We start from the raw sequence: 21918 nt of genomic DNA, 5'->3' as shown, positions 1-21918 counted from the left end.
TGCTGGGCCTCGTGCTGGGCCTCGTGCTGGGCCTCGTGCTGGGCCTCGCAGCGGGTCAGACCGCCGCGACGGTCACCAGCGGCTCGCCGGCGGCGTCGTCGGCGATCAGCTGCAGCTCGGCGGTCAGGGTCTCGGAGGTCACCAGCTCCTCGTGGGCACGCACTGCCGCCACGGTCCGCTCGTCGGCGGTGATCGTGGTGCGGATACGGTCGGAGACGTCCAGGTCGGCGTCCTTGCGCGCCTGCTGGACCGAGCGGACGACGTCGCGGGCGGTGCCCTCGGCCAGCAGCTGACCGGTCAGCGAGGTGTCCAGCACCAGGAAGCCGTCGACGGCGTCGAGGACGGTGACCGCCGCATCGGAGAGCTCGTCGGAGACTGTGGTGGTCAGCGTGTACTCGCCCTCCGCGAGCTCGAGACCGCCGGCGACGACGACGCCGTCATGCATCTGCCAGTCCCCGGCCTTGGCGCCCTGGATGGCCTGCTGCACCCCCTTGCCCAGGCGCGGGCCGGCCGCCCGGGCGTTGACCACCAGCTGGCGGCCGATGCCCCAGTCGGCGGCCGAGACCTCGGAGGCCTCCAGCAGCGTGACGTCCTTGATGTTGAGCTCCTCGGCGATGATCCGCCGATGCGTGCCCTCCAGTGCGGCGGCGTCGGGGACGACGACGGTCAGCTGCGCCAGCGGCTGACGGACGCGCAGTCCGGCCTGCTTGCGCAGCGAGGAGCCGGCCGAGCAGATCGCCCGGGTGGTCTCCATCAGCTCCACGGCGCGGTCGTCGCGCAGCTGGACGGCGACCTCCGGCCAGTCGCTCAGGTGGACCGAGCGGCCGCCGGTCAGACCGCGCCAGATCTCCTCGGCGGTCAGCGGCAGCAGCGGGGCCGCGACCCGGGCGAGGGTCTCGAGCACCGTGTGCAGCACGTCGTAGGCGGCGAGGTCCTCCTCGTAGAAGCGCTGCCGCGACCGGCGGATGTACCAGTTGGTCAGCGTGTCGCAGAAGCCGCGCAGCGCTTCGCAGGCGGCCGAGACGTCGTAGGCGTCCAGAGCCTCGGTGGCGCGTCGGACCAGATCGCCGAGCGCGGCGAGGATGTAGCGGTCCAGCGGATTCTGCACCTCTCCGCCGCGCACGTCCTCGGCGGTGACCGTGGCCGCCCGGTGGCCGGCGCCGTCGTTCGCCGTGTTGGCGTAGAGGGTGAAGAAGTGCCAGGCGTTCCACATCGGCAGCAGCACCTGGCGCACGCCCTCGCGGATGCCCTCCTCGGTGACCACCAGATTCCCGCCGCGCAGGATGGGGCTGGACATCAGGAACCAGCGCATCGCGTCGGAGCCGTCGCGGTCGAAGACCTCGTTGACGTCCGGGTAGTTCTTCAGCGACTTCGACATCTTCTGTCCGTCGGAGCCCAGCACGATGCCGTGGCTGATCACATTGGTGAACGCCGGACGGTCGAAGAGTGCGGTGGCCAGGATGTGCATGGTGTAGAACCATCCGCGGGTCTGGCCGACGTACTCGACGATGAAGTCCGCCGGGTGGTGACCCTGTTCGAACCACTCGCGGTTCTCGAAGGGATAGTGCACCTGGGCGAACTGCATCGAGCCGGAGTCGAACCAGACGTCGAGGACGTCGGGCACCCGGCGCATCGTCGAGCGCCCGGTCGGGTCGTCGGGGTTCGGACGGGTCAGCTGATCGACCCACGGCCGGTGCAGGTCCGGCTCGCCCTCGGCGTTGCGCGGGTAGTCGCCGAAGGCCTCCTTCATCTCCTCCAGCGAGCCGTGGACCTCGGTGCGCGGGTGCTCCGGGTCGTCGGAGACCCACACCGGGATCGGGCTGCCCCAGTAGCGGTTGCGCGAGATCGACCAGTCGCGGGCGTTCTCCAGCCACCGGCCGAACTGGCCGTGCTTCACATGGGACGGGATCCAGTTGATCTGCTCGTTGAGCTCGAGCATCCGGTCCTTGACCTGGGTGACGGCCACGTACCAGGAGGTGACCGCCTTGTAGATCAGCGGGGTGCGGCAGCGCCAGCAGTGCGGGTAGGAGTGCACGTGGGACTTCTCGCGGACCAGCCGGCCCTCGGCCTTGAGCACGTTGATGATCGTGCGATTGGCCTCGAAGACCTGCACCCCGGCGATGTCGGCCAGCGGCGCGTCGCCGTCGGGCGTGGGCTCGGCGAACAGCGGCAGGAACTTCGCGCCGTCGTCGATGGAGAGGATGACCGGGATGCCGGCCTCCTCGCTGGAGCGCTGGTCCTCCTCGCCGAAGGCCGAGGCCTGGTGGACCAGGCCGGTGCCGTCGGAGGTGGTCACGTAGTCCTCGACGAGCACGCGGAAGGCGTTCTCGGTGCCCCACGCCTCGGTGTCGGCGTAGTAGCGCCACAGCGGCCGATACCCAATGCCGGCCAGCTCGGAGCCCTGGTAGCGGGCGACGACGGCGGCGGAGGCGGCCTCGGCGGCGCTGTGGTCGTCGCCGTCGACGAAGCCCAGGTCCTTCGCGTAGGCGCCCACCAGATCCGCGCCGAGCAGATGGCGGCCCGGCAGCGGGCCGTCGGCCGGAGCCTCGACGACGACGTACTCGATCTCCGGACCGACGGCGACCGAGAAGTTGGTCGGCAGCGTCCAGGGCGTGGTGGTCCAGGCCAGCAGGTTGACCCCGCGCAGCGCGTCGCCGTGGGTCCCGCCGCCGGTGATCGGGAAGGTGACCGTCACCGAGGGGTCCTGGCGCTCCTGGTAGACCTCGTCGTCCATGCGCAGCTCGTGGTTGGACAGCGGGGTCTCGTCCTGCCAGCAGTAGGGCAGCACGCGGAAGCCCTGGTAGGTCAGGCCCTTCTCGTGGAGCTGCTTGAACGCCCAGACGACCGACTCCATGTACTCGACGTTGAGCGTCTTGTAGTCGTGCTCGAAGTCCACCCAGCGGGCCTGGCGGGTGACGTAGTCCTCCCACTCGGCGGTGTAGCGCAGCACCGAGGCGCGGCAGGCGTCGTTGAAGGTGTCGATCCCCATGGCCTCGATCTCGGCCTTGTCGGTGATCCCCAGCTGCTTCATCGCCTCCAGCTCGGCGGGCAGCCCGTGGGTGTCCCAGCCGAAGCGGCGCTCGACGCGGCGGCCGCGCTGGGTCTGGTAGCGGGCGACCAGGTCCTTCACATAGCCGGTGAGCAGGTGGCCGTAGTGCGGCAGGCCGTTGGCGAAGGGCGGGCCGTCGTAGAAGACGAACTCGTTGGGCTCGCCGTCGACCTCCGCGGCGCGGTTCTCGACCGAGGCGCGGAAGGTGTCGTCGTCGCGCCAGTCGGCCAGCACGCGCTCCTCGACGGCCGGGAAGCTCGGCGAGGCCGCGACGGTGCCGTCGGCGTCGCCCGCGGTCGCGCGGGGGTACACAGGAGTGGGGTTCTGCTCGGTCATGGAGTCCGTCCTGAGGGTCGCTGCACTGGTCGCTGGGTCCTCACGAGGACGCCGTCGTCCCGTGGGTTCGCATCCCACGCGCCCGCCGACGCGGTACCACCTCGCTTGTCCGTCCTGGGACGGACCGCTCCATGACTGCTGTGACGGGCATGCCCGTCCGGTTCTACTGAGGCCCCGCTCGAGGGCCCGTTCCTCCGGAAGCTCGCCGGTGATGGCCGGGTCGTCGCTGCTGGGTGCCATTCTAGCGCGTGCGCGACGATCCGGAAGAACCGGAGTCGCCGGCGATGACTCCGTGGAACACGTGGGAAAGCGGCGGCATTCCCACCGTTTCCACGGAGTCATCGCCGGGCTAGCGTGGGGGCATCCGGCCCCGACGCGGAGGGAGGAGTCCGGCGTGGAGATCACCTGGATCTCGGACTCGCTGGCCACCGAGGCCACCCTGCTGGTCTTCGCCTTCGTGCTCTCCGGGCTCATCGGGCTGGAGCGCGAGGTCCGGCAGAAGACCGCCGGGGCACGCACCCACATCCTGGTGGGCCTCGGCTCGGCGCTGTTCACCCTGGTCTCGGCCTACGGCTTCGACCACGTCCTGGGCGACGACGTCGTCCTCGACCCCTCGCGCATCGCCGCGCAGATCGTCACCGGCATCGGCTTCCTCGGCGCCGGGGTGATCTTCGTCCGCCGCACCATCATCTCCGGACTGACCACGGCCGCCTCGATCTGGGTGACCGCGGCCGTCGGCATGGCCTGCGGCGCCGGGATGCCGCTGATCGCCGCGCTGGCCGTCGGGCTGCACCTGCTGACGGTGACCGTGCTGCACGTGGCGGTGCGCCGCCTGCCCCATCGGGATCTGGCGCGGCTGTGCACAGTCCGCTATCAGGACGGACGCGGCGTGCTGCGCGACGTGCTTGCCACCGCCTCGGAGATGGGCTTCGAGGCCTCGCTGACGCGCACCCGACGGCTGGACGACGCCGACGGCGCCGGCCGGGAACGCGAGGACGGCCCGACCCGCGTGGTGGAGGCGACGATGCGCTTCAGCCGGCCGCAGCACACCGGCGGCGACGCGCTCTTCGAGCGGCTGGCCGCCGTCGACGGTGTGCTCGAGGTGCGGCAGATCTCCGACGACGAGGAGGAATGAAGCCCGGGGGCGTTCGCGGTCCCCCCGCTCCCCGCTCCCCGCTCCCCGAGCGTTCATCGTAGGGCTGTGAGATGTCGTCGTGCTATAGCGCTACGACATCTCACAGCCCTACGACAGGCGGGCGGCAGTGAGCGGTCGGCGGGTCGACGGACTCAGGAGCTCGCCGGCTCCACCGGCAGCCAGAGCTCGTAGCGCTCGACTCCCCCAGCCTCGTCGAGCACCGGGGCGACCAGTTCGGGCCCGTCGACCGGCCGGTAGGGGTTCGCCGGAAACCACTCGCCGTAGGCCTGCGGCCAGAGCTGCTGGACCTGTTCCACCGCGGGGCCCTCCGAGGAGAGCACCAGCCAGGTCGCCGCCGGCACCGCCCGCGTCTCATGCTCGCCGGAGTCGAGCTCGTCGGGCGCGCCGTCGACGGCGGCGGCGAACCAGAACTCGAAGGACGCGCCGTCCTCACGGCCTTCGACGAAGTCGGTGCTCACCGTCAGGAGCCGACTCGGTTCGCGGGTCGACCGGGCGCTGATGTCCCGGAGGACGTCGAGTCCCAGCTCTTCCCGGAGTCGCTCGATCTCCGGATTGGCTCCCCGGGCGACGATCGCCATCCGGCGGCGACGTCCGACGAGGGTGAAGGCATCCTGCTCCACGAGGCGATAGGTCATCGGTTCTGCTCCTTCCACACTCAGGGTGACGCGCAGCGGAGCCTGCGATCGCAGGCCGGCCCCGGAGGCCCGGGCCTGCGAGGGCGAGAGTCCGTGCACTGCGCGGAACGCACGACTGAAGGCGTCGGCGGAGTCATAGCCGAAGCGGATCGCGATGTCCTGGAGAGCTTCACGACCGGCGACGACGTCGGCTGCCGCGACGGTGAGCCGACGTCGCCGGACGTACTCGGAGACCGGCATGCCCGCCAGCACGGTGAACAGACGACGGAAGTGATGCTCGGAGGTCAGCGTCGTACGTGCCAGGGAGCCGACGTCGACGACGCCGTCGCCGCTCCCGGCCGCGCCGTCGGCGACCCGCTGCTCGATCTCCTCGATCGCCCGGTTCCACAGCTCCACCGCGATCCACCTTCCCGCGGGGGATTCGTCTTCCCCGCCCTGCGTTCCTTCTGACACCTCCATGCTCGGCCGGGCGCGGCCGGCGAGGTCCGATGATCGATGCCGGCTCCGGTCGGGTCCGGGCAGGACCCTCCGGCACGAACAGGGCCCCGCCCGCCGCCGGAGCCGGATCTCCGCGCCTCGGCACGGCGGATCCGACCTCCGACGGCGGACGGGGCCCTCCCAGTCGATCAGCCGCCCCGACAGTGCGGGGCGCTCAGGACTCCTCGGGGTCGGCCAGCCGCACGTCCTCGACGCGCAGTCCCTCGGCCTCCTCCTCGACGACCAGCGACAGCTCCGAGGAGCGGGTCGCCGCCCGGATGTCGCCCAACGCCGCCTCGACATGGTCCAGCGCGGACTGCGGACCGGCGATCGTCGCGTCCAGCACCTCGGTGCGCTGCTTGACCTTCGCCTCGGACTTCGCCCGCCGAATGCCGGCGAGCACCTCCGCGACCGCCGGCAGCAGCGCGGCCTCGCCGGCGCCCTCGCGCAGCGACTCCTCGGCCGGCCAGGAGGCCTGGTGCACCGATCCGGCCCGCCACCAGCGCCACACCTCGTCGGTGACGAAGGGCAGCACCGGGGCGAAGAGCCGCAGCACCGCGTCCAGCGTGGTGGCCAGCGCCACCAGCACCGAGTCCTGGATCCGCTCGCCGCGCGAGCCGTAGGCACGGTCCTTGACCAGCTCGACGTAGTCGTCGGTGAAGCGCCAGAAGAAGGCCTCCACCACCTGCAGCGCCCGGGCGTAGTCGTAGTTGCGGTACGCCTGGCCGGCCTGGTCGACGACGGCGCGCAGCTCGGCGATCAACGCCCGGTCCAGCGGCTCGACGAGACGCTCGGCCGAGTCCGGCCCGGCCAGCACGTGGGCCTCGGTCGCCCCGAGGTTCAGCGCGAACTTCGAGGCGTTGAGCAGCTTGATCGCCAGCCGTCGCCCGATCTTCATCTGGGCGACCTCGTAGGCGGTGTCGGCGCCGAGCTTCGCCGAGGCGGCCCAGTAGCGCACCGCGTCGGAGCCGAACTGGTCGAGCACGTCGGTGGGGACGACGACGTTGCCCTTGGACTTCGACATCTTCTTCCGGTCCGGGTCCAGGATCCAGCCGGAGATCGCGGTGTCGGTCCAGGGCAGCGAGTCGTGCAGGGCGTCGGAGCGGACCACGGTGGAGAACAGCCAGGTCCGGATGATGTCGTGGCCCTGCGGACGCAGGTCGTAGGGGAACACCGAGGCGAAGAAGTCCTCGTCGCGGCCCCAGCGCCCGGCGATCTGCGGCGTCAGCGACGACGTCGCCCAGGTGTCGAGGACGTCCGGGTCGCCGGTGAAGCCGCCGGGCACGCCGCGCGCCGCCTCCTCGAAGCCGGGAGCCGGCTCGGCGGCCGGATCCACCGGCAGCTGCTCCTCCTCGGGAAGGATCGGGTCCGCGTAGTCGGGCTCGCCGTCGGCGTCGAGCCGGTACCAGACCGGGATCGGCACGCCGAAGAAGCGCTGGCGGGAGACCAGCCAGTCGCCGTTGAGGCCCTCGACCCAGTTCTCGTAGCGCGAGCGCATGAAGCCCGGGTGCCAGTCCAGCTCGCGGCCGCGGGCCAGCAGCGCCTCGCGCCGGTCGCCGTCGCGGCCGCCGTTGCGGATGTACCACTGTCGGGAGGTGACGACCTCCAGCGGCTTGTCGCCCTTCTCGTAGAAGTGCACCGCGTGGGTGATCGGCTCGGGCTCGCCGTCGAGCAGGTCCTCGGCGCGGAGCATCTCCACCACGGCCTCCTTGGCCGAGTGGACGGTCTTGCCGGCGAGCTGCTCGTAGTTCGTCCGTCCCTGCTCGGAGGTGATCCACTCCGGGATCTCCCGGCTGAAACGACCCTCACGGCCGATGACCGTGCGGGTGGGAAGATCCAGTTCACGCCACCACGTCACGTCGGTCATGTCACCGAAGGTGCAGATCATCGCGAGGCCGGAGCCCTTCTCGGGGTCGGCCAGGTGGTGCGAGCGCACCTCGACCTCGACGCCGAAGAGCGGCGAGACGACGGTGGAGCCGAAGAGGTGCTGGTAGCGCTCGTCGTCGGGGTGGGCCACCAGGGCCACGCAGGAGGGCAGCAGCTCCGGGCGCGTGGTCTCGATGAAGACCTTCTCGCCGGTCTCGGCGGCGGTGAAGGCGTAGCGGTGGTAGGCGCCGGGCCGCTCCTTGGCCTCGAGCTCGGCCTGGGCGACGGCGGTGCGGAAGGTGATGTCCCACAGCGTCGGCGCCTCGGCGGTGTAGGCGTTGCCGCCGCGGACGTCGCGCAGGAAGGCGCGCTGCGAGGTCGCTCGGGAGTCGTCGTCGATCGTGCGGTAGGTCTGACGCCAGTCGACCGAGAGGCCCAGCCGGGTGAACAGGTCCTCGAAGACCTTCTCATCCTGGACGGCGAGCTCCTCGCAGAGCTCGATGAAGTTGCGCCGGGAGATGACGTCCCAGTCGCGCTGGTTCTTCGCGGGCTTCTCCGGCGGCGTGTAGTCCGGGTCGTAGGCGATGGACGGGTCGCAGCGCACGCCGTAGTAGTTCTGCACGCGGCGCTCGGTGGGGAGTCCGTTGTCGTCCCAGCCCAGCGGATAGAAGACGTTCTTGCCGTTCATCCGCTGGAAGCGGGCCAGCACGTCGGTCTGGGTGTAGGAGAACATGTGGCCGACGTGCAGCGAGCCCGACGCCGTCGGCGGCGGAGTGTCGATGGAGTACACGGCCGAACGCTCGGTGTGCTCCTCGAAGCGGTGCAGCTGCTCGGCCTCCCACTGCGCGGAGAGCTTCTCCTCCAGGCCCTCCAGGGCCGGCTTGTCCGGCACCTGCGGCACGCGCGGCGCGGCGGTCGGGGCGTTCTCTGCGTCGATGGTCGCGGAGTCGGGCGTGTCTGTGCCCAAGTTCTGTTCAGCCATGCCGCCCATTCTTCCACGACGGCGCCGTCATCTTCGCGCCGAGTCGCCGAGTCCCATGGTGGTCGACCGCACGGCTCACTACTCTGGTGCCCATGATCCAGTCCCCCCACGAGTCCCGCAGCGCCCTGGTCACCGGCGCCTCCTCCGGCATCGGCGCCGCCACCGCCCACCGCCTCACCACCGACGGCTGGCGGGTCTTCGCCGTCGCCCGCCGCGCGGAGAAGCTCGAGCTGCTCGCCGAGCAGGAGGGCATCATCCCGCTGGTCTGCGACGTCGCCGACGCCGAGCAGGTCGACCAGGCGCTGCACCGGGTCGCCGAGGAGGGCGGCATCGACACGCTCATCAACGTCGCCGGCGGGGCGCTCGGCGTCGACTCGATCGCCGAGGGGCGCGTCGAGGACTGGGAGTGGATGTATCGGACCAACGTGCTGGGCACGCTGCAGATGACCCGGGCCTTCCTGCCGATGCTGCGCGAGCACGGCGAGGGCACCGTGCTGAACCTGACCTCGACGGCGGCGCAGGTGGCCTATGAGGGCGGGGGCGGCTACAACGCCGCGAAGTCCGGCCAGCACGCGCTGACCGGCGCGCTGCGCCTGGAGGAGGCCGAGCACAACGTCCGCGTGGTCGAGGTGCTGCCCGGCATGGTGCACACCGAGGAGTTCACCGCGAAGCGCCTGCGCGGCGACGCCGCGGCCGCCGAGGCGGTCTACCGGGGCGTGGAGAAGCCGCTGACCGCCGACGACGTCGCCGAGGTCATCGCCCACGCGGTCAACCTGCCCCACCACGTCAACCTGGACCAGGTCGTGGTCCGCCCAGTCGCCCAGGCGGCCCAGCACAAGGTCATCCGGCGGGACTGAGACTGGGCCAGGACTGGATCGCCTCCGGACGGCTCAGGCTCGACTCCTCCTTCACCACCCCCAGGCTTTCTGCGAGCGAGGGGAGCTGAACGGTGGGAAGCCGAGTGGTGAGCCGGCACGAGACGGGCCGAGGCCCGACCCCGGAGGATCCCTTGTGGCGACGGCGCCTGCGCCGGAGCAAAGGAGGAGGGTCGGGCCTCGGCCCGTCGTCGGAAGCAGGAAGAGAGGCTCAGTCGAAGACCGGCTTCTCCGTGCGGCTGCGCTTGAGCTCGAAGAAGTACGGGTACTTCGCCAGCTCGACGGAGGCGTCGAAGAGCGTCCCGGCCTCCTCGCCGCGCGGGATGCGGGTGATCACCGGGCCGAAGAACGCGGTGCCGCGGAAGGCGACGACCGGGGTGCCGACGTCCTGGCCGACGCGCGAGATCCCGTCCTGGTGCGAGGCGCGCATCGTCTCGTCGTTGACGTCGGTCTTCGCCTGCTCGAGCAGGTCGAGGTCCAGGTCCAGCTCGCGCAGCGCCTTGGCGACGGCGTCGGCGAAGTCCTTGTTGCCGTTGTTGTGGATCTCGGTGCCCACGGCGGTGTAGAAAGCGCCGACCTCGTCCTTGCCGTACTTCAGCTCCACGGCGGTCGCCGCCCGGGACGGGATCCAGCGCGCCAGCTGCTCGTCGTCCTCGGCGGGCGAAGGGTTCTCGTCCTCGTTCAGCACGCCGAGGCTCATCACGTGCCACACGACCTCGATGTCGCGGACCTCGGCCACCTCGCGGATCCACCGCGACGTCGCCCAGGCGAAGGGGCACAGGGGATCGAACCAGAAATCAACGCGCTCAGCCATGCTCGGCTCCTCTCGGGATGATGGTGCGGGGCCGGGGTCGTTCAGAGTGATCAGCGGCCCCGTCCGGCGCAACCACCCCGCACGCGACGGCATTCCTGCCTCGCGACGCACCGGGCCGGATGCTCCTACAGCTCCTCCCCGACCGGCACGTCCAGGCCCAGCAGGGCGTTCTCGGCGACCTCCATCAGCGCCGGATGGATCCAGTACTGCCCCCGGGCGGCGGTGTGGGCGTCCTGGCCGAAGCTCATCGCCTGGACGACCGGCTGGATGAGCAGCGAGGCCTGGTGGCCCATCACATGGGCTCCCAGCAGCCGACCGTCGCGGCGGTCGGCGATGACCTTGTAGAGGCCGACCTGGTCCTCCATCGCCCATCCGTAGGCGGTGTCGCCGTAGTCCTGGACCTTGGTGGTGACGTTCTCACTGCCGATCGCCGCGACGGCCTCGGGTTCGGTGAGGCCGACCTGGGCCAGCTCCGGGTGGGTGAACACCGCCGAGGGGACCGCCTCCGTCCGCGAGCGACGCAGGTCTCCGGGGTGCTCGAGGTTGTGCGCGACCACGCGGGCCTGATGGTTGGCGACGTGCTTGAGCTGGTGGTCGGAGGAGATGTCGCCGAGCGCGTAGACGCCCTCGACCGGCTCGCCGTCGGCCACCACGCGCTGGTGGGCGTCGACGACCAGCCGGCCGTCGTCGTGCAGGTCCAGCCCCGCCTCGGAGGCGCCGATCAGGTCGGTGTTCGGCCGGCGGCCGATCGCCACCAGCACGACGTCGACGTCGAGGTCCTCGACCGTCCCCTCGGCGTCCCGCAGCCGCGCCGTCGCCGCCGCGCCGTCGCCGGCAGCGGCCACCGACTCCAGCGACGTCGAGGTCCGCAGCCGCCAGTGCCGGGCGGCTTCGGAGGTGAAGGCGACGGAGATCTCGTCGTCGGCGGTGCGCATCAGCCGCTCGGTCCGGGCGAGCTGGACGACCTCGCTGCCCAGCCCGGAGAAGATCGCGGCGAACTCGCAGGCGACGAAGCCCGAGCCGACGATCAGCACGCGCCGCGGCTGCTGCTCGAGCCGCATGACAGTGTCCGAGGTGTGGACCTGCGGAAGGTCCATCCCCGGAATGTTCGGCAGGATCGGTCGCGAACCGGCGGCGAGGACGAGACGCTCGGCGTCGACCTGGGTGCCCGACTCGCCGACGAAGGAGCGCGGCCCGGTCAGCCGGACCTTCTCGGAGAGCAGATCGACGTTCTCCAGCTCCTCGTCGCGGTACCGGCGCCCGCCGGCGGAGATGGCGTCGACGCGGGAGAAGATGCGATCGCGCATCGCCGGCCAGTCCACCGACTCGGTGCGCTGGACGACGTCGAGGCGCGCGGCCTCTTCCGGCCCGCGGGCGATCTCGGCCGGGCGGACGAACATCTTGGTGGGGATGCAGCCGACGTTCAGGCAGGTGCCGCCGAAGACCGCGTCGGGCCCGAGGCCCTTCTCGGCGAGGACGACGTGCTTGTCGTCCCAGAACGGGGTGATCAGCGAGTTCCCGGAGCCGGAGCCGATGATGGCCAGCTCGGGGGTCAGCGTCGACGGCGCGGAGGAACCGGCGGAGGAGCGCGGTGCAGTGCTCATGGACTCATCCTATGCCTCTGCCTCGCCTCACGTCGCGGCGCCGGACGGCCGCCACCGGGTCCGGAGACTGTTGCTGCGCCCGTGCCTGTGGCGATCGGCGGCCAGCAGTGCCAGAGTGGTCCCCGGCCTCGGCGCGCCCGAGGCACGACGACGCCGACGAGGCCGCGACGGCCCTCGGCCCATCTGTCCAGGAGAAGGAGAGTCCCATGATCTTCATCGTCGTGAAGTTCCCGGTCAAGCCCGAGCATGCCGAGGAGTGGCCGGAGATCGTCCGCGAGTTCACCGAGGCCACCCGTGCCGAGCCGGGCAACAAGTGGTTCGACTGGTCGCGCAGCCTGGAGGACCCGAACGAGTACGTGCTGGTCGAAGCCTTCGACGACGACGCCGCCGAGGCGCACGTCACCAGCGACCACTTCCAGAAGGCCACCGCCGAGGGCGGGCCGATGCACCAGGCGCTGGCCGCCACCCCGAAGATCATCTCCCGTCCGATCCAGGGCGAGGACTGGGAGGCCATGGGCGAGCTGCAGGTGGACTGACCGGCCGGGGGCCGCCTCCCTCCGCCCCGGTCCCACCGCGCCGCGGGCGGGCCGGGGCCGGAGGGAGCGACCAGCCCGGTGCCGCACACCGCAGGTCTCATCATGCGCCCAGGTCAGCGGGATGACGCCCGCCGCCTCGCCCAGGAACGTCACAGCAGGACGCCGGCGTCCGCCGCCCCTATGATGGAGGGGTGCAGATCTTGAGCGTGTCCAGCTTGAAAGGCGGGGTCGGCAAGACCTCCGTGACCATGGGTCTGGCTTCGGCCGCCCTGCAGCGCGGTGTGCGGACGTTGGTGATCGACCTCGATCCGCACGCCGATTCGACCACCGGCCTCGCCGTCTCCCGCGGCGCCGGCACCGAGGCGGGCCAGTTGCTGAAGGACGCCCGGCGCACGCGCGTGGAGGAGCATGTGGTGCGCTCGGGCTGGCTCGACCTGATCCCCGAGCCGATGCGCCAGTCGGCGCGGCTCGACGTCGTCGTCGGTTCGGCGATGGCCGCCACCTACGACCGCCCGGATCTGCGGCCCCGCGACATGAAGCGCCTGCGCACGCTGCTCACCGGGCTCACCGACTACGACCTGGTCCTGGTGGACTGCCCGCCCTCGCTGGCCGGGCTGACGCGCATCGCCTGGACGGCCTCCCACCAGGTGCTGCTGGTCGCCGAGCCGAGCCTCTTCTCCGTGGCCGGCACGGAGCGCACCATGCGCGCGATCCGGATGTTCTCCAATGAGTTCGCCCCGCAGCTGACCTCGGCCGGCGTCGTGGTCAACCGGGCCCGCGCCGACTCCACCGAGCATGAGTACCGGCTGCTGGAGATGGAGCGCCTCTACCAGGACAAGCTCATGCTGCCGGTGCTGGAGGAGAACGCCTACTGGCAGCAGATCCAGGGAGCGGCCTACCCGGTCCACCAGTGGCCTGGAGACCAGGCCCGCGATCTGGCCCGCTCCTTCGACCAGCTGCTGCGCCAGCTCGTCTGACCCCGGGCCCCGCGGTCCTCCCCGCGACCGCCCCGCACGACGCAGGGCCCGCCGGATATCCGGCGGGCCCTGCGTCATGCCAGGAGGAGGGGCGTCGAGCAGCCGCTCGACGAGACTGGTCAGGAGGCCTCGGACCGCCGGCGCGCGCGCAGCTGCGCCAGCTCGTCCTCCTGAGCGAAGGCGGCCAGCTCCGGGCGGGCGTCCTCCTCGGTCTCGGACCGTTCGCGAGGCAGCTCGGCGAGGCTCCCCTCGACCTCGCGCCACACGCGGCCCACGGCGATGCCGAAGACGCCCTGTCCGCCCTGCACCAGGTCGATGACCTCGTCGGCGGAGGTGCACTCATAGACCGAGGCGCCGTCGGACATCAGGGTGATCTGCGCCAGGTCCTCGACCCCGCGCTCCCGCAGATGGTCGATGGCGCTGCGGATCTGCTGCAGCGACACGCCGGTGTCGAGGAGCCGCTTGACCACCTTCAGCACGAGAATGTCGCGGAAGGAGTACAGCCGCGCCGAGCCCGAGCCGGAGGCGTTGCGCAACGTGGGCTGGACGAGCTTGGTGCGCGCCCAGTAGTCGAGCTGCCGGTAGGTGATGCCGGCCGCCGCACAGGCGACCGGGCCGCGGTATCCGAGCTCCTCGTCGAGATCGGGCAGACCGTCGTCGAACAGCCGCCCCTGCGGGGCGGCCTGGGACTGGTGGTCAGCCTGATCGGACCGCGCGGCGGGCGTCCGACGATGGTCGGCGCGGGGGTCAAGACTCACGTGGCATCCTCCTCGGTGCGGCCCCGCCGGGGGAAGTTCAGCCGCCGCTGCGTTCTCCGGCCGCACATGGCGACCGCGCAGCAGGGACGATTCGTGCGGAGACCTTTCTGACTCGACGTTAGAGCGGCCGCACCGCCGGGTCAAAGACCTGCCGCCCGCGGAGCACCGGCGTGTCGCGGGCGGTCACCTCGCCGCGTCGGCAGGAACAGGTCACCGCGAAGCGGGACTGCTGGGGCGGCCCGACGACTCGGGCGCTCGCGCCCCTGGTCAGACGCACTCGCGCGGTCAGGAGGAGCTGTCGAAGTCCTCGGGCTCCGCTCCGTCCAGAAACTTCTGGAACTCGCGGATCTCCTCGGCCGAGATGGGGCCCTTCTTCGCCAGCTCGCGCGCCTCCGGGCTCACCCCCGGCGGCGGCTCGGCCTGATGACCCGTCTCCGACGACGCCGGCCCGCCCGGAGTCACCGCCACGGCCCGCAGGGTGTCCTCGCGCATGCTGATCGGCACGCCGTCCAGGCGCACGGCCACCGCCACGGCGTCGGACGCGCGGGCGTCCAGCGTCCGCCCGTCCGCGAGGCGCATCTCCGCGGCGTAGGTGCTGCTGTCCAGCAGGTGGATCTCGATCCCGGTCACCCCGCCGGCGAGATCCTGCAGCGTCGCGGCCAGCAGGTCATGGGTCATCGGTCTCGGCGGCCGACGCTCCTCGAGGGCCATGGACACCGCTGTCGCCTCGGCGGTGCCGATCACGATGGCCACGTGGCGATGCTCATATCCCCGCTCGGCGCCGCGGAGCATCACGACGGGCTGGTTCGAGGAGACTTCGAGCCGCACCCCGACCACTGTCAGCTGGATCTGTCGCCCGTCCATGGGTGTCGCCTCCCCTCGGCCAGAGGTTCCCCGCGTCACCGCCATCGTCCCGCGGACGCATCGACGGTGTCCAGATCCCCTGCCTTCCCGCCCGGGGAGCACGTCGGACGGCACGGCCGCGGCGACGGGTCAGTCCTTGTCGAGCGACTCCACCGCCGAATCCATCATGGAGGCGCGCAGATCCTTCAGCGACTGCAGCATCTCCTTCGACGATTCGGCCACCCGAGCCCGGGCCGCGGCATCCTTGCGCGCCGCATGCGGCGCCATGGCCCGGCCGATGAGGTCCAGCTCGTTGTCCGCGGAGCGGCGGATGTTGACCAGGTGCTTCGGCTCCAGACCATAGCGCGCCAGCACCCGGACGGCCTTGACCGCCTTGAGGTCGTGGTGACTGTAGTTGCCCTTGGCATCGGCGCGGATGATGCGGAACTTCTCCAGCGTGTCGAGCATCCCGCGCGTGGCGCCGGACTGGGCCCGCAGCTCCTTGCGGGTCAGCGGCCGGATCCGGCCGGTGATCTGCTCGGCCATCTCCGTGGTGACCTCGCGGGGTCCGACCGGCGCGGCGTCGGGCAGCTCCTCCGGCTGCTCGCCGGCGTCGAGGGCGTCCATCGTCTTCTTGATGACGTCCAGCGGCATGTACCGGTCGCGCTGCAACGCCAGGATGAAGCGCAGCCGCTCGACGTCGGCCGCACAGTACTTCCGGTAGCCCGACGCGGTCCGGGCGGGCTCCACGAGGTCGCGCTCCTCCAGGAACCGCAGCTTCGAGGCGGTGAGGTCCGGGAAGTCGTCGTGGAGCTCGCGCAGCACCTCGGAGATGGTGAAGACATGCGTGGTCGCCGGGTCGGCGGCATCGGCCTCCGGTCTGGGCTTCGGCATGGGTGAGACACTCACGGCGCATCCTCTTTCAGCTCTGGGGAAGGAGAGCAGTCGGCCACAGCCTAACGCGCCGAAGCCGTTCGGCGCGTCATCTCCGCCCCGAATAGAAGGTGAGCCGGAACTTGCCGATCTGGACCTCGTCGCCGACGGACAGCTGGTGACGGTCCACACGGTCCTGGTTGACGTAGGTGCCGTTGAGGCTGCCCCGATCCTCGAGCTCGAAGCGCCCGTCCTGCCGCCGGCGGAACACCAGGTGGCTGCGCGAGACGGTGACGTCGTCCAGGAAGATCTCGGCGTCGGGGTTCCGGCCGGCCGTGGTCTCCCCGGTGTCCAGCAGGAAGCGCGCCCCCTGGTTCGGCCCCTCGTGGGCGATCAGCAGAGCGGAGTCGTCCGGAAGCGCGGCGATCGCCTTCTGGTCCTCCTCGGTCAGGCGCGGCTCGCTCCGACGGGCGTCCGCCGGGGGCAGCGAGATGCTCGTACTCTCGCTGCTCCGCGCGCCTTCATCCCGTGCACCGGGTGTGTTCGCCACGTCGGCCTCCTCTCGAGTGGACGGCTGTCCTCTAGCCTACTTGGTTCTCGTAGTCCTCGGCGGACAGCAGGTCGTCGAATCCGGATTCCTCGCCCAGCCGGACCTCGAAGAGCCAGCCTCCGTCGTAGGGCTGGGCGTTGACGGCGCCGGGGTCTGCCTCCAGCGCCTCGTTGACGGCGATGACCTCGCCGGAGACCGGGGCGTAGACGTCGGAGACCGACTTCGTCGACTCGACCTCGCCGACGACGTCGCCGGCGGTCGCAGTGCGCCCGATCTCGGGGTGCTCGACGTAGACCACGTCGCCGAGCGCCTCCTGGGCGAAGTCAGTGATGCCCACGCGCACGACGCCGTCGCGGTCCGTCGTCGCGATCCACTCGTGCTCGGCGCTGTACTTCAGGGCTGCGGGGATGGTGCTCATGATGCAGGCTCCGCTCGTCGTCGGGCTGGCGGACGGGTGTCAGCAGACAACTTAGCACCCTCTCGTGAACCTCGACACGACGCGCCTCGCAGGTCGGCCCTCGACGGCGACGACGTCGAGGTCATGCCGCGTCGTCGGCCGGGGCGGCGGCCCGCACCTGTCGGACTGCCAGATGCACCGCCCCGCGCCGGACGGCGGCTCCGCCGAGCGTCGAGGCCTCGATCTCCACGCGAGGGTCGTCCAACAGCGCCGGGAGCCTGCGCCGGGCCGCGGCGACGACGTCCCCCAGCGCCCTCGCCACGGCGCCGGAGACGATGACGCGGTCCAGGTCGAGGAGTCCGCCCAGGACCGCGCAGATGCGGGCCAGCCGCTCGCCGAGCTCCTCGACGATCTCGACTGCGAACGCCTCTCCCTCGGCGGCGGCCCTCAGCACATGCTCGGCGCGCACCTCGTCGGGGCCGCGCCCGCCCAGCAGCCGGCCCCCGGGTCCGCTCCCCCGGCCGGCCTCCAGCCCCTCGCGGGCCAGCTCGCGGGCGATCCAGCCGAGGCCGTGGGGCCTGCCGACGCCGTCGACGAGGGTCAGGAAGCCCATCTCGCCGACACCTCCGTGCACCTGACGGAGCAGCTCACCGTGGAACACCAGTCCGGAGCCGAATCGCTCTCCGGAGAGCAGCGCGGCGAAGGACTCCTCCGTGCGTCCCGCCCGTCCCGCGTGACCGGCCTCGGTCCCGGCGTCGACCCCAGCATCGATCCCGGCGTCGGACTCCGCGTCCAGCTCGGCCAGCGCGGCCAGGTTCGCGTCGTTCTCCACCACCGGGGTCCACCCCCGGTCGGCGCCGAGCGTGGCGAGGTCCGGGTTCATCCGTCGCCAGTAGTCCCGATGCCCGACCGGCGAGCGCCCGGCGGCGTCGACGGGCGCGGGGATGCCGAGCACCACGGCCCGCACCGCGGAGACGGCGATGCCGGCCTCGGCGAGGGCCGCGTCGACGGCGGCGAGGATCTCAGCGCGCCGTCGCACGGGGTCCTCGCCCTCGGGGTCGGCGCTGGTGTGCTCGGCCCGTCCGACCTCGCGGCCGCGCAGGTCGGCGACGACCGCCGAGATCCGGTGCTGGCCGGCGTCGACGCCGACGACGTGGCCGGCGTCGGCACGGAAGACGTAGTGCAGCGCCGGCCGCCCGATGCCCCGGGCCCCGGACGGCCTGGCGTCGGACGCCTCGGCGATCCAGCCCTGCTGCTCGAGGTCCCTGCAGATCGCCAGCACCGTCGCCCGGGTCAGGCCGGTGGCGTGCATCAGCTCGGCGGCGGTGACCGGCCCCGATTCCCACATCGCCCCCAGGACGCGACGGGCATTGGAGCGGCGCACCTGCTGGGTGGAGGCGGCCCGATCGGCAGTGTGCGGGGTCATGCAGTCTCCTCGGGCAGGCGGAACGCTGTGGGTCGCATCACCACCATTATTGCGCAACCTTTATTTAGGGTCTATATTTAGGTCTTGTACATACAGTGTGCTCCACGACACACACCGAGAGCAGTCGGAGTCCGGCGCCGCCGATCGGCGTCCGTCCGTCGTTCCGGGAGCCAGGGGCAGCTGCGACCCGTCGACGAAAGAGGCCCTGCATGGCACAGACCTCACGAGAGACCGCCGTCGGCCGCCGAGCCGTCCTGGGCGCACTGGGAGCCGGCGCGCTGGCCGGACTCACCGGATGCGTCGGCGGCATCGGCTCCGGCACGCCCCAGGTCACCTTCCTCCAGTCCAAGCCGGAGGCCATCTCCTACTTCGGCGATCTCCTGGACACGTTCCGGGCCGAGCACCCCGGCGACCTCGATCTGGTGCACAGCACCAACGTCACGACGCTCTCCGCCGGCTTCGCCCGGTCGAACCCGCCGGATCTGGGCTGCCAGAACTACAACCTGGAGATGGCCCGCTTCCAGGAGCGCGGAGCGCTCTCCAACCTCTCCGACGTCGCCGAGCGGGCGAACATCGCTCCGGCGGTCCAGGACCTGGTGGACCAGTACCCCACCTACCCCGGTCGCACCAGCGTCATCCCCTACTCCATGATGGGCGCCGCGGTGCTCTACAACCGCGAGATCTTCGCCGAGCACGACCTCGAGGTCCCCACGACCTACTCGGAGTTCCTGGAGGTCTGCGACACGCTGCAGGAGGCCGGCGTCACCCCGCTGTACTCGACCCTCCGCGACCCGTGGACGATCGCCCAGGGACTGGTGGACTACAGCGTCGGCGGCAGCATCGACGTCGCCGACTTCTTCTCCCGTCTGCGCGGGCTGGGGCCCGATGCCGGCCCGGACGCCGAGGTCTCCTTCTCCCGGAACTTCCGCGAGCCGCTGGAGAAGATGCTCACCATCGCCTCCTACTCCCAGCCCGGGGCCGCCAGCCGCGGGTACGGCGACGGCAACCTCGCCTTCGCCACCGGCGAGGCGGCCATGTACTTCCAGGGGCCCTGGGCGCTGGCCGAGATCGAGAAGACCAACCCGGACGCCCCCGTCGGCGTCTTCCCGCTGCCGATGACCGAGGATCCCGCCGACCGCAGGGTCCGGGTGAACCTGGACCTCGCGCTCTGGATCCCCGAACAGGCCTCGGCCCCGGAGCCGGCCAGCGAGCTGCTGGAGTTCCTCATCCGCCCCGAGATCGCGGATCCGTACAACAAGGCCCTCAACGGCTTCGGCGTCCGCGCCGACGCCCCGCCGACCGCCGATCCGCGCTTGAAGGACATCCAGGGCTACATCGACGACGCCCGCTTCTACCAGGGGGTCTCCACGGCGATTCCGAAGACCATCCCGTACGAGAACTACTTCCAGGCCATCGTCCTCGGGCAGAACCTCGAGTCGACGCTGCGCACCCTCGACGAGGACTGGGCCCGCCGGGCCCGCCGATGACAGGAGGACCATCGTGACCACGACTGTCGAGAAGCCCCGGACGGGCTCCGTCCCGTCGGGCGCCGCGAGGACGGGCCCGGCGCGGGCGCGCCGACGCCCGCGCGGCGACCGGACTCACCTGCTGTTCCTGCTCCCCGCCGTGGCGCTGTTCACCCTGTGCATCACGCTGCCGGCAGCAGTGGGCATCTTCTACAGCTTCACCGACTCGATCGGCTTCGGCGAGTTCGACTTCGTCGGGCTGAACAACTACCAGGTCCTCTTCTCCGACCCGGGGATCCTGCACGCCTACGGCTTCACCCTCGGCTTCTCGCTGTGCACGGTGCTGGTCGTCAACGTCGTCGCGCTGGCTCTGGCCCTCGGCCTGACGAGTGCGATCCGAGCGCGCACCGCGCTGCGGACGATCTTCGTGGTGCCGATGGTCGTCTCGCAGATCATCATCGCCTATGTCTTCCAGTTCGTCTTCACCAACCCGCTGCCCGCGCTCGCCCAGACCCTGGGGATCGGCCCGCTGGAGCAGTCGATCCTGGTGAATCCCGACCTCGCCTGGATCTCCATCGTGCTGGTGACCGCCTGGCAGGCCATCCCCCAGGCGATGCTGATCTACACCGCCGGACTGCTGACCGTCCCGAAGGATCTCTACGAAGCCTCCTCCATCGACGGCGCCACGCCGCGGCGCCAGCTGACGACCATCACTCTGCCGCTGATCTCGGGCTTCGTGCTGATCAACATGATCGTGGGCTTCAAGGACTTCCTGGGCGCCTACGACATCATCGTCGGCCTGACCGACGGCGGGCCGGGCACCGCGACCCGGTCGATCACCATGGCGATCTTCTCCGGATTCCAGAACGGCGACTACGCCTATCAGATGGCGAATGCGACCATCTTCTTCCTGATCACACTGACCATCGCCCTGGTCCAGCTGCGACTGACCCGAGGAAAGGCCCGCGTCTGATGACACTCCCCGCCGCCCCCACCGCCGATCAGCCGCGTCCCGGCGTCGCAGACGGACCGCCGCGGGCGTCCGGCGCCGCCGGCTCCGCCGGACGCCCGAAGCGCCGCCCCGCCGGCCGAGCACGCCCCAGCTGGAGCAGGACCCTGCTGCTGGTGCTCTGCTCGCTCACGGTTCTGCTGCCCTTCTACGTGACCGTCTCGATGGCGTTCAAGACGCCTTCTCAGGCCGTCGACGGCGAGGCCTTCTCCCTGCCCTCCCCGTGGAGCGTCGAGGGCTTCGTCGCCGCCTGGGAGCTCACCGAGTTCCCCCGAGCCTTCGGGATCTCGCTGGGCATCACCGTCGTCGCCGTCGTCGGGACCATCGTGCTCTCGGCGATGGCCTCCTACGCGATCTCGCGCAACTGGCATCGCCGGCTGTACCGGTGGTCCTTCTTCTATCTGCTGGCCGCGATGTTCCTGCCGTTCCCGGTGCTGGCCCTCTCCCAGGTCAAGCTCACCGGCATGGTCGGGCTCGCCAACCCCGCGGGCGTGGCGCTGCTGCACATCATGTTCCAGCTGTCCTTCTCCACGCTGCTGTTCACCGCCTTCCTCCGCTCGCTCCCCGAGGAGCTGGAGGAGTCGGCCCGGATGGACGGCGCGTCCACCTGGGGCACGTTCTGGCGCATCGTCTTCCCGCTGATGGCACCGATGAGCGCGACGGTCGGCATCTTCGCCGTCCTCAAGGCCTGGAACGACTTCATGATGCCGTCCATGATCATCGAGGATCCCACCCAGCAGACTCTGCCGGTGCTGCAGAACATCTTCCAGGAGCAATTCAGCAATGACTACCACGTCGCCTTCGCCTCCTATCTGATGGCGATGGCCCCGGCGATCCTCGCCTATGTGCTGGCCCAGCGCTGGGTGATGTCCGGACTGACCCAGGGCGCGGTGAAATGACCGGCCGACCCACCGAGCCGCCGGCCTCCGCCGCGGCGCCCCTAGACTCGACACACGACAGAGAGGAACACCCGTGACCCAGCAGATCTCCCGAGAGACCCCTTCCGGGCACTCCCCCGAGACCTCCGCGGACGCCCGGCTGCTCGGCGTCGACCCCGACTGGTGGCGCCAGGCGGCGGTCTACCAGATCTACCCGCGCTCCTTCGCCGACGCCGACGGCAACGGCATCGGCGACCTGGCCGGCATCACCTCCCGGGTGCCCTACCTGCGCGAACTCGGCGTCGACGCCGTCTGGCTCAGCCCCTTCTACCCCTCCGCACTGGCCGACGGCGGCTACGACGTCGACGACTACCGCGACGTCGACCCGAAGATCGGCACGCTCGAAGACTT

The 21918-nt window shown here is 70.9% G+C and carries 19 protein-coding genes; 8 read left to right on the top strand and 11 right to left on the bottom strand.

Translation table 11 applies throughout. The features are described 5' to 3' along the window. Window positions 1-55 precede the first annotated feature (55 nt). Window positions 56-3385, bottom strand: coding sequence for an isoleucine--tRNA ligase (gene ileS, locus GU5_RS0106190; RefSeq protein ID WP_010524711.1), 3330 nt, complete (start codon window positions 3383-3385; stop codon window positions 56-58). Window positions 3386-3779: 394 nt separating this feature from the next. Here ileS and GU5_RS0106185 point away from each other — a divergent pair, with 394 nt between their 5' ends. Beyond that, on the top strand, window positions 3780-4520 hold the full coding sequence (locus tag GU5_RS0106185; RefSeq protein WP_010524710.1) for an MgtC/SapB family protein: 741 nt from the start codon (window positions 3780-3782) through the stop codon (window positions 4518-4520). Window positions 4521-4672: 152 nt separating this feature from the next. Here the strand turns inward: GU5_RS0106185 and GU5_RS0106180 are convergent, their stop codons facing one another. Together GU5_RS0106180 and valS are read right to left on the bottom strand one after the other, a co-directional pair. Further along, window positions 4673-5572, bottom strand: coding sequence for a helix-turn-helix domain-containing protein (locus GU5_RS0106180; protein ID WP_010524709.1), 900 nt, complete (start codon window positions 5570-5572; stop codon window positions 4673-4675). Between the two features lie 256 nt (window positions 5573-5828). Continuing rightward, complete coding sequence (gene valS, locus GU5_RS0106175; protein ID WP_010524708.1) at window positions 5829-8501, bottom strand: valine--tRNA ligase; 2673 nt, start codon at window positions 8499-8501, stop codon at window positions 5829-5831. A gap of 92 nt (window positions 8502-8593) precedes the next feature. On the opposite strand from valS, the gene GU5_RS0106170 reads away from it, so the two are divergent. Continuing rightward, window positions 8594-9358 (top strand): SDR family oxidoreductase, encoded by a 765-nt coding sequence (locus GU5_RS0106170; protein ID WP_010524707.1) that lies wholly within the window; start codon window positions 8594-8596, stop codon window positions 9356-9358. 229 nt (window positions 9359-9587) lie between these two features. Here the strand turns inward: GU5_RS0106170 and GU5_RS0106165 are convergent, their stop codons facing one another. Further along, complete coding sequence (locus GU5_RS0106165; RefSeq protein ID WP_010524706.1) at window positions 9588-10190, bottom strand: DsbA family protein; 603 nt, start codon at window positions 10188-10190, stop codon at window positions 9588-9590. Between the two features lie 125 nt (window positions 10191-10315). Next, entirely contained in the window at window positions 10316-11794 is a 1479-nt protein-coding gene (locus GU5_RS0106160; protein WP_010524705.1) for a mycothione reductase, read from the bottom strand. A gap of 206 nt (window positions 11795-12000) precedes the next feature. On the opposite strand from GU5_RS0106160, the gene GU5_RS0106155 reads away from it, so the two are divergent. Further along, complete coding sequence (locus GU5_RS0106155; RefSeq protein ID WP_010524704.1) at window positions 12001-12330, top strand: putative quinol monooxygenase; 330 nt, start codon at window positions 12001-12003, stop codon at window positions 12328-12330. A gap of 191 nt (window positions 12331-12521) precedes the next feature. Next, window positions 12522-13307 carry a ParA family protein gene (locus tag GU5_RS0106150; RefSeq protein WP_010524703.1) on the top strand — a complete coding sequence of 262 codons (786 nt, stop codon included), beginning with the start codon at window positions 12522-12524 and terminating at the stop codon, window positions 13305-13307. 119 nt (window positions 13308-13426) lie between these two features. On the opposite strand, the gene GU5_RS0106145 is transcribed toward GU5_RS0106150, so the two are convergent. The 6 genes from GU5_RS0106145 to GU5_RS0106115 form a co-directional block, all read right to left on the bottom strand. Then, window positions 13427-14065 (bottom strand): MerR family transcriptional regulator, encoded by a 639-nt coding sequence (locus tag GU5_RS0106145; RefSeq protein WP_010524702.1) that lies wholly within the window; start codon window positions 14063-14065, stop codon window positions 13427-13429. 285 nt (window positions 14066-14350) lie between these two features. Next, the gene (locus tag GU5_RS16280; RefSeq protein ID WP_010524701.1) at window positions 14351-14929 is read right to left on the bottom strand and encodes a bifunctional nuclease family protein; all 579 of its coding nucleotides are present in this window, start codon (window positions 14927-14929) and stop codon (window positions 14351-14353) included. 129 nt (window positions 14930-15058) lie between these two features. After that, a complete protein-coding gene (locus tag GU5_RS0106130) occupies window positions 15059-15802 on the bottom strand; it encodes a MerR family transcriptional regulator (protein ID WP_010524700.1) in 744 nt (247 codons plus the stop codon). Between the two features lie 88 nt (window positions 15803-15890). Next, entirely contained in the window at window positions 15891-16331 is a 441-nt protein-coding gene (locus tag GU5_RS0106125) for an FHA domain-containing protein (RefSeq protein ID WP_010524699.1), read from the bottom strand. 31 nt (window positions 16332-16362) lie between these two features. Beyond that, window positions 16363-16749, bottom strand: coding sequence for a glycine cleavage system protein GcvH (gcvH, locus tag GU5_RS0106120; protein WP_010524698.1), 387 nt, complete (start codon window positions 16747-16749; stop codon window positions 16363-16365). A gap of 121 nt (window positions 16750-16870) precedes the next feature. Beyond that, window positions 16871-18154: an ROK family transcriptional regulator gene (locus GU5_RS0106115; protein ID WP_010524697.1), complete on the bottom strand. Its 1284-nt coding sequence runs from the start codon at window positions 18152-18154 to the stop codon at window positions 16871-16873. A 209-nt stretch (window positions 18155-18363) separates the two neighbouring features. Between GU5_RS0106115 and GU5_RS0106110 the strand changes: the two genes are divergently transcribed. The 4 genes from GU5_RS0106110 to GU5_RS14305 form a co-directional block, all read left to right on the top strand. Continuing rightward, a complete protein-coding gene (locus tag GU5_RS0106110) occupies window positions 18364-19641 on the top strand; it encodes an ABC transporter substrate-binding protein (protein ID WP_010524696.1) in 1278 nt (425 codons plus the stop codon). Between the two features lie 13 nt (window positions 19642-19654). Further along, window positions 19655-20593, top strand: coding sequence for an ABC transporter permease subunit (locus tag GU5_RS0106105; RefSeq protein WP_010524695.1), 939 nt, complete (start codon window positions 19655-19657; stop codon window positions 20591-20593). Then, a complete protein-coding gene (locus tag GU5_RS0106100) occupies window positions 20593-21528 on the top strand; it encodes a carbohydrate ABC transporter permease (RefSeq protein WP_010524694.1) in 936 nt (311 codons plus the stop codon). The genes GU5_RS0106105 and GU5_RS0106100 overlap by 1 nt, the downstream gene beginning before the upstream one ends. Window positions 21529-21667: 139 nt before the next feature. Beyond that, a partial coding sequence (locus GU5_RS14305; RefSeq protein WP_237704680.1) for an alpha-amylase family glycosyl hydrolase occupies window positions 21668-21918 on the top strand: 251 nt, incomplete at its 3' end.

Source organism: Nesterenkonia sp. F (genome assembly GCF_000220985.1).
GTDB lineage: Bacteria > Actinomycetota > Actinomycetes > Actinomycetales > Micrococcaceae > Nesterenkonia.
This window is presented reverse-complemented; position numbering and strand designations above follow the sequence as displayed.

Bases quoted from the DNA above. Each gene is read 5' to 3' on its own strand.
- ileS (WP_010524711.1), bottom strand. From the start codon at position 3,385: ATGACCGAGCAGAACCCCACTCCTGTGTACCCCCGCGCGACCGCGGGC.
- valS (WP_010524708.1), bottom strand. From the start codon at position 8,501: ATGGCTGAACAGAACTTGGGCACAGACACGCCCGACTCCGCGACCATC.
- GU5_RS0106170 (WP_010524707.1), top strand. From the start codon at position 8,594: ATGATCCAGTCCCCCCACGAGTCCCGCAGCGCCCTGGTCACCGGCGCC.
- GU5_RS0106165 (WP_010524706.1), bottom strand. From the start codon at position 10,190: ATGGCTGAGCGCGTTGATTTCTGGTTCGATCCCCTGTGCCCCTTCGCC.
- GU5_RS0106160 (WP_010524705.1), bottom strand. From the start codon at position 11,794: ATGAGCACTGCACCGCGCTCCTCCGCCGGTTCCTCCGCGCCGTCGACG.
- GU5_RS0106155 (WP_010524704.1), top strand. From the start codon at position 12,001: ATGATCTTCATCGTCGTGAAGTTCCCGGTCAAGCCCGAGCATGCCGAG.
- GU5_RS16280 (WP_010524701.1), bottom strand. From the start codon at position 14,929: ATGGACGGGCGACAGATCCAGCTGACAGTGGTCGGGGTGCGGCTCGAA.
- GU5_RS0106130 (WP_010524700.1), bottom strand. From the start codon at position 15,802: ATGCCGAAGCCCAGACCGGAGGCCGATGCCGCCGACCCGGCGACCACG.
- gcvH (WP_010524698.1), bottom strand. From the start codon at position 16,749: ATGAGCACCATCCCCGCAGCCCTGAAGTACAGCGCCGAGCACGAGTGG.
- GU5_RS0106115 (WP_010524697.1), bottom strand. From the start codon at position 18,154: ATGACCCCGCACACTGCCGATCGGGCCGCCTCCACCCAGCAGGTGCGC.
- GU5_RS0106110 (WP_010524696.1), top strand. From the start codon at position 18,364: ATGGCACAGACCTCACGAGAGACCGCCGTCGGCCGCCGAGCCGTCCTG.
- GU5_RS0106100 (WP_010524694.1), top strand. From the start codon at position 20,593: ATGACACTCCCCGCCGCCCCCACCGCCGATCAGCCGCGTCCCGGCGTC.